Annotated in this window: 9 protein-coding genes; 7 read left to right on the plus strand and 2 right to left on the minus strand. The window is 70.4% G+C overall.

Translation table 11 applies throughout. From position 1 onward, the window contains the following. Positions 1–54: 54 nt before the first annotated feature. The gene (locus ACFY1L_RS21710) at positions 55–837 is read right to left on the minus strand and encodes a TIM barrel protein (RefSeq protein WP_388826469.1); all 783 of its coding nucleotides are present in this window, start codon (positions 835–837) and stop codon (positions 55–57) included. 181 nt (positions 838–1,018) lie between these two features. On the opposite strand from ACFY1L_RS21710, the gene ACFY1L_RS21715 reads away from it, so the two are divergent. Continuing rightward, positions 1,019–2,056 (plus strand): LacI family DNA-binding transcriptional regulator, encoded by a 1,038-nt coding sequence (locus ACFY1L_RS21715; RefSeq protein ID WP_388826472.1) that lies wholly within the window; start codon positions 1,019–1,021, stop codon positions 2,054–2,056. A gap of 113 nt (positions 2,057–2,169) precedes the next feature. Here ACFY1L_RS21715 and ACFY1L_RS21720 read toward each other — a convergent pair whose 3' ends face one another. Then, positions 2,170–2,871 (minus strand): TetR/AcrR family transcriptional regulator, encoded by a 702-nt coding sequence (locus ACFY1L_RS21720; protein ID WP_388826475.1) that lies wholly within the window; start codon positions 2,869–2,871, stop codon positions 2,170–2,172. A 466-nt stretch (positions 2,872–3,337) separates the two neighbouring features. Between ACFY1L_RS21720 and car the strand changes: the two genes are divergently transcribed. The 6 genes from car (at position 3,338) to ACFY1L_RS21750 (ending at position 13,201) form a co-directional block, all read left to right on the plus strand. Continuing rightward, positions 3,338–6,820, plus strand: coding sequence for a carboxylic acid reductase (gene car / locus ACFY1L_RS21725; RefSeq protein ID WP_388826478.1), 3,483 nt, complete (start codon positions 3,338–3,340; stop codon positions 6,818–6,820). Positions 6,821–7,049: 229 nt separating this feature from the next. Beyond that, complete coding sequence (locus ACFY1L_RS21730) at positions 7,050–8,393, plus strand: aminomethyl transferase family protein (protein WP_388826481.1); 1,344 nt, start codon at positions 7,050–7,052, stop codon at positions 8,391–8,393. Positions 8,394–8,433: 40 nt separating this feature from the next. Further along, complete coding sequence (locus tag ACFY1L_RS21735) at positions 8,434–9,306, plus strand: methylenetetrahydrofolate reductase (protein ID WP_388826484.1); 873 nt, start codon at positions 8,434–8,436, stop codon at positions 9,304–9,306. Then, the gene (purU, locus tag ACFY1L_RS21740; protein WP_388826487.1) at positions 9,303–10,208 is read left to right on the plus strand and encodes a formyltetrahydrofolate deformylase; all 906 of its coding nucleotides are present in this window, start codon (positions 9,303–9,305) and stop codon (positions 10,206–10,208) included. Before ACFY1L_RS21735 ends, purU begins: the two co-directional genes overlap by 4 nt. A gap of 136 nt (positions 10,209–10,344) precedes the next feature. Further along, entirely contained in the window at positions 10,345–11,280 is a 936-nt protein-coding gene (locus ACFY1L_RS21745) for a LacI family DNA-binding transcriptional regulator (protein ID WP_388826490.1), read from the plus strand. A gap of 199 nt (positions 11,281–11,479) precedes the next feature. After that, positions 11,480–13,201, plus strand: coding sequence for a subtype B tannase (locus ACFY1L_RS21750; protein ID WP_388826493.1), 1,722 nt, complete (start codon positions 11,480–11,482; stop codon positions 13,199–13,201). Positions 13,202–13,214: the final 13 nt, after the last annotated feature.

The following is a 13,214-nucleotide window of genomic DNA, read 5'->3' on the forward strand; positions in this document are numbered from 1 at the left end:
GCATCGGGCCGTGAGTGGGGGAGCGGGGTGACTCCTCGGGTGGGGGTGGGGGAGTCAGGGGGTGAAAGCGGTGCGGAACCGCTCGAGGGCGGCGTGACTGTCGCCGGAGGCCCACGCCTCCATGGCGACCGTGCCCTCGTAACCGAGGTCCGCGAGGGCGCGGGCGACGGCCGGGTAGTTGATCTCTCCGGTGCCGGGCTCGCAGCGGCCGGGCACGTCGGCCACCTGGATCTCGCCGATCAGGCCCGCACCGTGCGCCCGGCGGACCAGCTCGATGAGGTTCCCCTCGCCGATCTGGGCGTGGTACAGGTCCAGGTTCATACGGAGCCCCGGCCGGTCGACCGCGGCGACCAGGGCGAGGGTGTCGGCGGCCGTGGCGAAGGGGACGCCGGGGTGGTCGACGGCGGTGTTGAGGTTCTCCAGGGTGAAGGTGACGCCCGTGCTCTCGCCCAGCTCGGCCAGCCGGTCGAGCGTGCGGTGGGCGGCGATCCACATCTCGCCGGTGGCCGCGCCGGGCACCGGGACCACGGGCAGTCCCTCGCCGTCCAGACCGGTGCCGTGCAGGTTGAGTCGGGGGCAGCCCAGGTGCTCGGCGGCCTTGACCGACTCCTCGGCGGTGCGCAGCAGTTCGGCCGCGCCGTCCGGGTCGGTGAGGGTGCCGCGGATGTAGCCCGTCATGGAGGAGAACTCGGCGGGCGTCCGCGCCAGGGCGTCCAGGTCGTGCCGGGTCCAGTCCCAGATCTCCACCTGGAAGCCGGCCTCGTGGATGCGACGGGCCCGCTCGTCGATCGGCAGGTCGCGGAAGACCATCTCGGCACAGACCGCCAACGTGTACATCGCAGCTCCAGGACTAGAACGTTCTAAGCGAACGAGAGCAGTACGCCAGTCGTCGAGTGAGCTGTCAAGGGTTTGTGCGGACATTTGAGCTAGAACGTTGCAGTCGTGCTGACCAGTGCGTCGTCGGCTCGACTGCGTCTACGATCGCCCTGAAGCAGTCCCTCGATCAGGAAGGCCGACGGTGCCATCGACCCCTGCGGTCCCCGGCGGAAAGCGGCCGACGCTCAACGATCTCGCGGCGCGCGCGGGAGTGTCCGTCGCACTCGCCTCCATCGTGATGCGGGGTGCCAAGGGGGCCGGAGCGGCCACCCGTGAGCGGGTGCTCGATGCCGCACGGGAGATCGGCTACCGGCCCGACAGCAGGGCGCGGCTGCTGCGGAGCAACCGCTCGCATCTGCTGGGGGTGCAGTTCGACCTCCAGCAGCCTTTCCACGCCGACCTGGTCGAAGCCCTCTACACGGCGGCCGAGTCCGCGGGGTATCAGCTCGCCCTCAGCGCCGTGGCCCCGAGCCGCGGCGAGCAGCACGCCGTGGAGTCACTGCTCGCCGACCGCTGCGAGGCGCTGATCCTGCTCAGCCCCCACGCTTCGGTGAAACGACTGACGGAACTCGCCGCCCAGCTGCCCGTGGTCTCCATGGCCCGTCGACTGCGCCCGCTCGTCGACGGCGTCGACGTGGTCCGCGCGGCCGACGACGAGGGAGCCCACCAGGCGGTCGACCACCTCGTGGCGCTGGGCCACCAGGACATCGTCCACATCGACGGGGGCAGGGCGCCGGGCGCGGCGGACCGCCGCCGCGGCTACAGGGCGGCCATGAGGCATCACGGTCTCGCGGACTTCGCGCGGGTGGTGCCCGGCGGGCTGACGGAGGATCAGGGTGCCGCTGCCGCCCGCGCGTTGCTGGACCGGGCCCCGCACCCCACAGCGGTGCTCGCCTTCAACGACCACTGCGCGATCGGCGTCCTCGACACCCTGCTCCGCGCCCGGATCCCGGTGCCCGAGGAGATCTCGGTGGTGGGCTTCGACGACAGCCACCTCGCCCGGCTCGCCCACGTCGATCTCACCACGGTCGGACAGCAGGTCGTCGAGCTGGCCCGGCTCGCCGTGCGCCGTGCCGTCGCGCGACTGGAAGGCGAGGCGGCGGAGGACGGACGTGAAGCCGTCGTCGCCCCTCGCCTGGTCCTGCGGGGTACGACCCGTGCGCCTCAGGGCTCCTCCTGAGGGCACCTGATCCGCGAACACCGCCCGTCCCGGGCCGCGACAGCTCACGAACGAACGGCCCGGCGGCCGAGTGGTCGCCCCGTCCGGCAGCCCCTGCCACAAGGGCTCATGGGTCACGAGGCGGTGTCGTCGTCCGGGCTCGCCGCGTCCAGGGTCCGCCGGAGACCGGGTCGCGCACTCGTCGGTCGAGCGGCGATGAGGGGCCAGATGGTGTCGACCACCTTGTCCGGCAGCCCCGTGTCCTGGTCACCGGCGCGCAGGTAGGCGGCGTAGAAGGTGCCGACCATCATGTCGGCGACCACATGCACGTCGCTGTCCCGGTGCAGGACGCCTTCTCCCGACAGTCGCCTCAGCGTGTCGATGAGCGGCTGGACGCGAGGCGCCACACCGTGCCGCCGCACGAGGTCCATCAGGCCCGGTGTGTGTGCCGCTTCGGCCAGAACGTTGCCGACCACGCTCATGTCCCGGCCGTTGGAGCCGAGCGGCGCGGCATGGCGCAAAGCCTGCCGCAGGGCTTCGGCGGGAGGCAGTTCCCCGAGCGGTGGGAGTGGTCGTCGCGCGCGCTCCTCCTGGAAGTTGAAGTCGAGCGCGTCCACCACCAGATCGTGCTTGTTCGCCCAACGCCGGTAGACGGTCGGCCTGGTGACACCGGCATCGGAGGCGATGTCGCCGATCGTCATACGGGAGTATCCGTCGGACACGAACCGCTCGATGGTCGCACGCAGGATCGCCGTCTCCACGGAGGGGTCCCGTGGTCTGCCGGGCCCCTTGGTCGCCGCGTCCTGTGCTCCGTCGTTTTCGGACACCTCTCGCATCGCAGCAGGATAACTTGGCATTGCTTTACTTGACAGTCTCGTAACGGAACATGGAATCGTGGATCTGCACACGGAGAGATCCGATCCAGGAGGCACTGTGTCAACACCCCCCACGGGCACAGTCATGAGGAAGCGGAATCACGCCGCGCCCCCTACCGCCCACGCGGCTCAGGGTTTCCGGCGTGATGCCCACGCCCGCGCGCAGCTCGCGGAGAGAGCCCCACGCGGCGCGTTCCCGTGCTCGCGCACCGGCCCCTCCCGGCGATGACCCAAGCGCACAGGTAGGGCGGCAACTCGTGTGAGTCGCCGCCGACTTGTGTTCCCAGCGGTGAGCCATCGCTCCGCGCCACCTGCGTGCGCACGCTCACCGCAGACAGGGATGCCCCGGGCCGCCACCGCTGTTTCGGCCGGGCCCCGCATCCCCCACCCCTGTGACGGAACAAGTAACGGAAAGCCGGTGAGACTGGTGTCCTCGACACCTGAGAAGTACGGACAGGCCCACGGAGAAGCGTCGTTGGAGTGGGTCCGTTCGGGCCTGCGGGACTCCGTCGACGGTCTGGCGTACAGCGTGGCGGCCGCCATGGCGGGCTACGCCGAGCGGCCCGCTCTCGGAGAGCGGATCAGGGCGACGGTCACCGACACGGAGACCGGCCGCACGTCGGTGCGGCTGTTGCCCCGGTTCAGCACCGTCACCTACGCCGAACTGTGGGACCGGGCGGGCGCGGTCGCGGCCGAATGGGCGGCCGACGCCCAGGGCCCGGTCAGGGCAGGGGACTTCGTCGTCACCTATGGGTTCAGCAGCATCGACTACGTGGTGCTCGACCTCGCCTGTCTCCGGCTGGGCGCGGTCGCGGTGCCGTTGCAGTCGAGCGCCGCGGTCGCCCGGCTGCGGCCCATCGTCGCGGAGACGGAGCCACGCGTCATCGCGGCCAGTGCCGAAGTCCTGGACAAGGCCGTGGAGTTGGTGCGTTCCAGTGAAGTCGCGCCACGGCTCGTCGTGTTCGACCACCACCCCGGGTCCGACGACGAGCGGGAGCGTCTCGAAGCCGCCCGCGCACGGCTCGCGGACGCGGGCCACACCGCCGTCGACACCCTCGCCGCGGTCATCGAGCGCGGCGGCACCGTCGTGTCCCCTGCGCTGCACCGGCCCGCGGACGTGGAGGACGACTCCGCGGCCCTGCTGATCTACACCTCCGGCAGCACAGGGGCGCCGAAGGGCGCCGTCTACACCCAGCGGATGCTGAAGCGGCACTGGTCGGGCTGGCCGTTCACGGACGAGACGTCCTCGCCCGTCACCCTCAACTACCTGCCCATGAGCCACATGGCGGGCCGCCACTCCGTCTACTCCACCCTGGGCCGGGGCGGCACCGCGTACTTCACCGCCGAGAGCGATGTCTCGACCCTGTTCGAGGACATGGCGCTCTCCCGGCCCACCCAGCTGATGCTGGTACCGCGTATCTGCGACATGCTCTACCAGGAGTTCCGGAGCGAGTCGGCCAGGCGGGTCGGCGAGTTCGAGAACGCCGGGGCCGCCGAGTCCGCGGTGAAGGCGGATCTGCGCGAGCGGGTCTTCGGCGGCCGGGTGCGGGAGGTGATGTGCGGCAGCGCGCCCCTCGCGCCGGAGCTGAGGCAGTTCGTCGACTCCTGCCTCCAGGTGACCGCGCACGACGGATACGGAGCGACCGAGACCGGCGCGATCACGCTCGACTCGCGCGTCCAGCGTCCGCCGGTGCTCGACTACAAGCTGGTCGACGTGCCCGAACTCGGCTACTTCGGCACCGACCGGCCGTACCCGCGAGGCGAACTGCTGCTCAAGACACAGGACATCACCCCCGGGTACTACAAGCGACCCGAGACGACCGCCGCCGTATTCGACGCGGACGGCTTCTACCGGACCGGCGACATCATGGCCGAGACCGGGCCCGACCAGCTCGTCTACGTCGACCGCCGCAACAACGTACTCAAGCTGGCCCAGGGCGAGTTCGTCGCGATCTCGCGCCTGGAGAGCGTCTACGTCACCAGTGCGCACATCCGTCAGATCTACGTCTACGGCAACAGCGAGCGAGCCCACCTCCTCGCCGTGGTCGTGCCCTCCGAGGAGGCGGTGCGGCAGGCCGGGGACCCGGGCGAGCTGAAGCGGGTACTCGGCGAGGCACTCCAGCGGTCCGCCCGGCAGGCGGAGCTCGAGCCCTACGAGGTTCCCCGTGACTTCCTCGTCGAGACAGATCCGTTCACGGTGGACAACGGTCTGCTGTCGGGCCTGCGCAAGAACCTGCGCCCGGAGCTCAAGGCCCGTTACGGCGACCGGCTGGAAGCCCTCTACGAGCAGGCGGCAGACGGCCGGCAGGAGGCGCTTCAGGCGTTGCGCGACGCGGGCCCCGGCCAGCCCGTGTTCGAGGCGATCCGACGTGGCGCCAGTGCCCTGCTGGGCTGCTCGGCCGACGACCTGCGCGCCGGCGCGCGCTTCACGGACCTCGGCGTCGACTCCCTGTCGGCGCTGTCGTTCTCCCACCTGCTCCAGGACGTCTTCGAGGTCGAGGTCCCGGTCGGCGTCCTGCTGAGCCCGGGGAACAACCTCAAGGCGATCGCCGAGCACATCGAGGCGGCACGTGATCTCGGCGCACGGTCCCCGTCGTGCGCCTCCGTACACGGGTCAGGTGCCACCGTGGCACGCGCCGCGGATCTGACGCTGGAGAAGTTCATCGACCCCGAGACCCTCGACAGGGCTCGCCGACTGACCCGCTCCCAGCCCCCGGCGGGGCCGCTCACCGTGCTGCTGACCGGTGCGAACGGCTACCTCGGCCGGTTCATGTGCCTCGACTGGCTGGAACGCGTCGCCGTCACCGGCGGCAGACTGATCTGCCTCGTGCGCGGCCGTGACGACGCCGACGCCCAGCAGCGGCTCGACGCCGCATTCGACAGCGGTGACGCCGAACTGCTGCGCCGCTACCAGGCTCTGGCCGCCCGTCATCTCGACGTCCTCGCCGGCGACATCGGCCAGGAGCGGCTCGGACTGCCGCCCGACACCTGGAAGAACCTCACCGAGGACGTCGACCTCGTCTTCCATCCGGCCGCGCTGGTCAACCACGTCCTGCCCTACGACCAGCTCTTCGCGCCCAACGTCGCCGGAACCGCCGAGCTGATCCGGCTGGCGCTGACCGAGAGGATCAAGCCGTTCACCTATCTCTCCACCGCCGGCGTGGCGGGCGGGCTCGATCCGTCACGGCTCGGCGAGGAGACCGACATCCGCGCGGTGAGCCCCGAACGGAGCCTGTCGGACGGATACGCCGACGGCTACGCGACCAGCAAATGGGCGGGCGAGGTCCTGCTCCGCGAGGCGCACGAAACGTACGGCCTGCCGGTCACGGCACTGCGCGCGGACATGATCCTCGCCCACCGCCGCCACACCGGCCAGCTGAACGTGCCCGACATGTTCACCCGCCTGCTCTTCAGCCTCGTCACCACCGGCATCGCGCCGGGCTCCTTCTACCGCGGCGACGAGACAGAGCGCCGGGCCGCCCACTACGACGGCCTGCCCGTCGACTTCGTCGCCCAGGCGGTCAACGCCCTGGGGGCGGACACCACGGACGGCCATCGGACGTACAACGTCGTCAATCCCCACGACGACGGCGTCTCGCTCGACACCTTCGTGGACTGGCTGATCGAGGCCGGTCACGAGATCCACCGCATCGACGACTACGACACCTGGTTCAGCCGCTTCGAGACGGCCCTGAAAGCGCTGCCCGAGCGACGACGCCGGCACTCGGTGCTGCCGTTGCTGCATGCCTACCGGCAGCCGGCAGAGCCCGTCGCCGGGGCGTTCGTCCCCGCGGACCGCTTCGAGGAAGCCGTCCACCACGCCGGGGTCGACCCCGAGGGAATTCCTCGTCTGTCGGCCGACCTGATCGCCAAGTACGTGGCGGATCTGCGGCATCTCAGCCTGCTCTGATCCACACGAACGTCCTTGCCCGACGCCGACGGCCGAGCTGCGTAGCCCGGCCGTCGGCGTTCTGCGGTCCGGTCTCGAACGCCGACGGACGCCGACGGACGGCGGCCCGCGTACGCGGTCCGCACGCATAGATTCCGTTCCGCGTGCTTCGTGGGAGCGGATCTGCTTTGCTAGCGTGCGCTAAATCGATTAAGTGCGACGGGACGAACGCTCGGCGAAGGAGCCGTACATGACCCCTCCCTCCCTCCAGAACGCCATCGACAAGGCCGGATCACCGATCAGGCTGCTCTGGCGGCCGAACGCCGAGCCCTGGACCCCCGAGGTCGTCGAACCCGAGTACACCGGCTGGCGCCAGGAGCAGGCGGCGTGGCACGAGGGCGTGGCGCTGCTCAACCTCTCGCACCACATGTACGACCTGTGGATCGAGGGCCCGGACGCCACCCGGGTGCTGGCCGACCACGGCGTCAACAACTTCGAGAAGTTCGCGGTCGGACAGGCCAAGCAGTACGTCCCGGTCACCCGGCACGGCCACATCGTCACCGACGGCATCCTGTTGCGGCAGGCCGAGAACACCTACCTGCTCAGTGGCATACCCGCCGCCCAGCACTGGGTGCAGTACCACGCGGAGAAGGGCGGCTACGACGTCGGCTTCGTCACCGATCCCTCCTCCGCCTTCCGTCCGGGCGGCGGCGACCCGAAGCTCTTCCGCTACCAGATCCAGGGCCCGCTCGCCGCGGAGCTGGTGGCACGGGCCTTCGGCGGTCCGCTGCCGCAGACCAGGTTCTTCCACTCCACGCCGGTCACCCTCGACGGGCGGGCCTTCCGTGCCCTGCGCCACGGCATGGCCGCGCAGGCCGGCTTCGAGTTCCTCGGACCCTGGGAGCACGCCTCGTACGTGCACGACGTGTTCCTGAAGGCGGGCGAGCCGCTCGGCCTCCGCCAGGTCGGCGCACTCGCCTACACCACCCCGAGCGTCGAGAGCGGCTGGATCCCCTCGCCGGTGCCCGCCGTCTACACGGACCCGGAACTGCTGGAATACCGCCGGTACCTGCCCCTGTTCGGTATCGAGGGCAAGCGCCCGCTGAACGGCAGCTACTTCTCGGAGGACATCGAGGACTACTACCTGTACCCGTACGAGCTCGGCTACGGGAAGATGATCCACTTCGGCCACGACTTCGTGGGCCGCGACGCCCTGCTGAAGGCGAAGGACGCGCCGCTGCGCAGCAAGGTCACCCTCGTCCTGAACCCCGACGACGTGCGGTCCGTCATCGGAGGAGGCGAGGACCCGGGCTTCGTCCTCACCTACGCCCGCCACCGGGTCGAGGGCGCGCGCGGCCTGGTCGGCATGACGATGCAGAGCGCGTCGATCGACCCCGTCGGCACGGTCCTGGCACAGACCCTCATCGACCCCGACCACACCGCGCCGGGCACCGAGGTCACCGTCGTCTGGGGCGAGCACCCCGGCCACGGCACGGACCCCGAGGCCGACCTCGGCTTCCCCCGCATCCGCGCCACGGTCCAGCCGTCCCCGTTCAACGAACACGCCCGCACCCTGTACCGCCACAACCGCTGACGCGGGTCGGCCGAGAGACGAAACGAGAGACGCCACCACGATGCGACCCGCGAGCACGGTACGTACAGCGACCGGCAGTTCACTGCTGGACGACTACTCCCTGGAGATGACCGCGAAGGACGTTCCCCAGCTTGAGGAGGCCGGCGACACCATCCCGCGGGGTACCCGCATCCATGTCACCTTCCTCGGCAACGAGGACCTCCGGCTGCGCCTGGACGCCGCCCGGGCGGTCAAGCGGCTCGGTTTCGTGCCGGTACCGCACATATCCGCCCGGCGGCTCGGATCCCGCGACGACTTCGCACGGTTCCTGGCCGGACTGCACGCCGACGGGACCGCCGACAACGTGTTCCTCGTCGGAGGCGACCCGGCACACCCCGAGGGCCCGTACGCGGACGCGCTGTCCCTGATCGACACGGGGCTGCTGAGGGACTACGGCGTGCGCCATGTCGGCATCGCCGGCTACCCGGAGGGCCACCCCGCGATCGACGGCACCACCCTGTGGTCGGCGCTCCGGGACAAGTACGCGGCGCTCGCCGCCCAGCCGCTGGAGGCCGGTGTCATCACCCAGTTCGGCTTCGACGCCGACCCGGTGCTCGCGTGGGTGGAGGAGGTCCGCCGCCGGGGTGTCGATCTGCCGATCCGGATCGGTGTGCCCGGCCCCGCCGGAGTGCGCCGGCTGATGGCGTACGCGGCCCGCTTCGGCGTCGGCACCAGCGCCTCCGTCGTCAGGAAGTACGGCTTCTCCCTGACCAACCTCATGGGCACGGCGGGGCCGGACCGCTTCCTGCGCGCCCTCGCGGCGGCCCATGACCCGGACCGGCACGGCGAGTTGAAAATCCACTTCTACACGTTCGGCGGGCTCAAGGCCACCTCCGACTGGGCCGCCCGCTTCCGGAAGGAGAGCCTGGCATGACCCTTGCCCAGGACATCCCCGCACGGGCCGTCCGCGACGGGTCGTCCGGACCGCAGGCGTCGCTCATCGTGCAGGGCGCCGACGCCACCGGCATCGTCGCCGCCGTGGCCTCGGTCCTCAGCGGCCACGGCGCGAACATCGTGTCCCTCGACCAGTACTCGGACAATCCGCAGGGCGGCGCGTTCTTCCAGCGGACCGTGTTCGGCATGGACGACCTCCGGGCCGCGCTGCCCGACCTGCGGTCCGACCTGGACCGGAACCTGGTCGAGGGATTCGGTCTCCGTTACACGCTCCGCGACCTCTCCACGCCCAAACGGCTCGCGATCTTCGCGTCCAGGTCCGACCACTGCCTCCTCGACCTGCTCTGGCGGCACCGGCAGGGCCAACTCCCCGTCACCGTCGCCATGGTGGTCTCCAACCATCCCGATGTGGCCGACGACGTCCGCGCTTTCGGCGTTCCCTTCTTCCATGTCCCCTGCCAGGGCACCGACAAGTCCGCCGCGGAGGCGGAACACCTCCGACTGCTCCAGGGCAACGTCGACTTCGTCGTCCTGGCCCGCTACATGCAGATCCTGTCGGCGGACTTCATCGACCGGGTGGGTGTCCCGATCATCAACATCCACCACTCCTTCCTGCCCGCCTTCATCGGGGCCGGGCCGTACGCCAAGGCCAAGGAGCGCGGGGTGAAACTGGTCGGCGCGACCGCCCACTACGTCACCGAGAAGCTCGACGAGGGGCCGATCATCGAACAGGACGTCGTCCGCGTCACCCACGCCCACACCGCGAGCGACCTCACCCGCCGCGGCGCCGACGTGGAGCGTGCGGTGCTCTCGCGCGCCGTCCTGTGGCATGCCGAGGACCGCGTGATCCGCGACGGCAACCACACCATCGTCTTCGCCTGACGGCGAGCGGCCCCGGGCCCGTCGGGAGGGGAGTGATCCCCCTCGGGCCCGGGGCCGCGACGATCTCGTCCCGTAGGCTGGTGGCCGGTGCGGCGGCCGGCGGAGCGCGGGGCCGGCGGAGAGGGAGTGGGGCGCCATGGGCCGTTCCGGCCGGGTGACACTGAGCGACGTGGCGAAGGCGTCCGGTGTGTCACGGGCGACGGTGAGCTTCGTGCTGAACGACGACCCACGGCAGACAATCTCCGCCGCCACCCGGGAACGGGTCACGGAGACCGCCCACGAACTGGGGTACGTCCCCCACGGCATCGCCCGCGCTCTGCGGGAGGGTTCCTCGCGCATCGTCGTGCTCACTGTCGACCGGGGCATCGAGGGCAACTTCTCCCGGAGTTACGTCCGAGGCCTCGACGAGGAACTGGCCGCGCACGACCATGTCCTCCTCGTCCGGCACGGGCAGGCGGAGCCCGGGGCCACGCAGAGGATTCTCGACGCCGTCGTGCCGCGGGCGATGCTCACACTCGGCGAGGTCTACATGCGCGGGCACGAGCCGGCCGAGCCCGACGAGCAGGACTGGGAGAGCGGCTTCGCCGCCAACGCCGCGCTCCAGATCGGCTTCCTCGCCGAACGCGGGCACACACGGATCGCGATGGCCCTGCCCGACCACGAGTTCCCGCTGACCGGCGCCCGGCTCGGCTTCGCCCGTGAAGCCGCCCGGCGCCTGGGGATCGCGCGCCCGGAGTCCTTCGTCGTGCCACGGCCGCGGGAGGCCGGTGCGGCCGCCGTCGAGGCGTTCCTGGCGGCGCACCCGGAGGTGACCGCACTGGCGGCCTTCGACGACGACATCGCGCTCCGCTGCCTCACGGCCCTACGTGACCTCGGGCGTCGGGTGCCCGAGGACGTGGCGGTGATCGGTTTCGACGACACCGAGTACGGCTCCCTGTCCACCCCGGCGCTCACCACCGTGCACATCGACGCCGAGATCCTCGGACGGATCGCCGCCCGGGAGGCGCTCGGCATCGACACGGAGGGCCTGGCACCGGAGCGCGGCCGGATCGTCGACCGCGCGTCGGTGTGACGACGGCCGCGACGGCTCCTTCGGGAAAGCAACGCGCCGTGCCCCCTGTGTGATGCGCCAGGAGGTTCACAGGCGACCGTGGCTCGGCATCAATCGTTGCGCACATGATTGCTGATTATATTGTCAACAATCTGCTAGCGTGCGCCACGCCGCGTGCCCGATGTGCCAGCCGGCCGTGGCTACGACAAAGGAGTCTTCCATGCAGTGGTTCCCGGCATCCCCCAGAAGCGTCGCCGTCGCGGGCTCCCTCGCGCTCATGCTGGCCGCCGCGCCCGCCTCGGCGCTCGCGGCCCCCGCCGCCCACACCGCCGACGCCCAGGACGCGGCGCTGGCCTTCGACCCGTCCGCCTACACGACGATCACGGTCACCGTCGACGGCGAGCCGATGAACGTGCGCTGGTACAAGGAGATCTGCTACGTGGCGAACCCCGTGGCCGCGGCCGCGCAGCAGCCAAGCCTCGGCGGTGGCACCACCACGATCTCCAACACGGCGTGCGGCTACCAGAGCATGAACGTGTTCGTGCCCGAGAGCGCCTTCGACAACCAGCGGGCGCCCCTCTACTTCGCGGTGAACAACGGCGGTTGGTTCGCCAGTTACGTCAAGGCGAGTGTGACCAGCGGCGCCTCCTACGACAGTTCGACCAGCAACGTGGGTGCGGCCCTGAAGGCCGGCTATGTCTTCGCGGACATAGCAAACCGCAGCCGCGGCCTGGTCGGCGCCGACGGTTCGTCCCCCGGCAAGGCCCCGGCCGCGGTCGTGGACGCCAAGGCCGCGGTCCGCTACCTGCGCCTCAACGACCGTACGATGCCCGGCAGCGCCGAGCGGATCGTCGTCAACGGCACCAGCGGCGGCGGCGCGCTCTCCTCGATCCTCGGCGCCTCCGGCAACAGCTCCGCGTACGACTCCTACCTCGCGCAGATCGGCGCCGCGGGCATCGACGCCAAGGGCCGCAGCACCCTGCGCGACGACGTCTTCGCCGTCAACGCGTACTGCCCGATCACCGACCTCGGCAACGCGGACATCGCCTACGAGTGGCTGTACAACATCCTCGGCACCCGCGACGAGACGGGCTCGAACGCCTCGCCCGACGCCGCCGCCGAGATCGCGGCCAAGTTCCCGGCGTACGAGAAGAGTCTCGGGCTGCGCAACGCCGACGGCACCAGGCTCACCGCCGCGACCATGCTGAAGACCATCAAGCAGGAGGTCGTGCGCTCCGCCGAGGCCTACATGAAGGCGTCCACCGCCAACACCATCCCGGCGCTCGGCGAGAACTTCGTCGTCACGTCCGGCCCCATGGGCCCCGGCGGCACCACGACGACGGCCTCGTACGTCAACGACTGGATCGACGTCGACAACGCCACCGACAAGGTGCTGTCGATCGACATGGACAAGTACCTCGACTTCGTCGCGACCCAGGCCAAGCTCAAGACCACGCCCGCGTTCGACGCCGTGGGCGTCTTCGGGAACACCACCAGCGGGACCGAGACCAACCTGTTCGGCCCGTACACCCAGAAGTACATGAACTACACCGAGTACAGCTGGGACCACAACGACGTGGCCGGCGACGGCAGCGGCCTCGACGACACCGGCCTCACCTGGGCCCAGTACGTCAAGAAGTCGACCACGACCGTCAACGACCAGCTCCGCCTGATCAACCCGATGGAGTTCGTCGGCACGAAGGCCGACACCGCGCCGAACTGGTACGTGCGCAACGGCACCCGCGACCGTGACACCTCGTTCATCGTCTCGATCAACCTCGACCGGGCGCTGGCCGCGGACAAGGACGTCAAGGACGTCGACTACCAGCTCGCCTGGAACCAGCCGCACTCCGGCAACTACGACGTGCCAGAGGCCATGGCCTGGATCGCGAAGGTGGTCGCCAAGGCCGGCGACCCGCTGGCCACCGGCCACCGGGGCTAGCACCGGGCGGAAA

It is taken from the genome of Streptomyces sp. NPDC001663, from assembly GCF_042893105.1.
Classification (GTDB): Bacteria; Actinomycetota; Actinomycetes; order Streptomycetales; family Streptomycetaceae; genus Streptomyces.

Coding starts and splice junctions, on each gene's coding strand:
- ACFY1L_RS21710 (WP_388826469.1), bottom strand. CDS start 837: ATGTACACGTTGGCGGTCTGTGCCGAGATGGTCTTCCGCGACCTGCCG.
- ACFY1L_RS21720 (WP_388826475.1), bottom strand. CDS start 2,871: ATGCGAGAGGTGTCCGAAAACGACGGAGCACAGGACGCGGCGACCAAG.
- ACFY1L_RS21730 (WP_388826481.1), top strand. CDS start 7,050: ATGACCCCTCCCTCCCTCCAGAACGCCATCGACAAGGCCGGATCACCG.
- ACFY1L_RS21735 (WP_388826484.1), top strand. CDS start 8,434: ATGCGACCCGCGAGCACGGTACGTACAGCGACCGGCAGTTCACTGCTG.
- purU (WP_388826487.1), top strand. CDS start 9,303: ATGACCCTTGCCCAGGACATCCCCGCACGGGCCGTCCGCGACGGGTCG.
- ACFY1L_RS21745 (WP_388826490.1), top strand. CDS start 10,345: ATGGGCCGTTCCGGCCGGGTGACACTGAGCGACGTGGCGAAGGCGTCC.
- ACFY1L_RS21750 (WP_388826493.1), top strand. CDS start 11,480: ATGCAGTGGTTCCCGGCATCCCCCAGAAGCGTCGCCGTCGCGGGCTCC.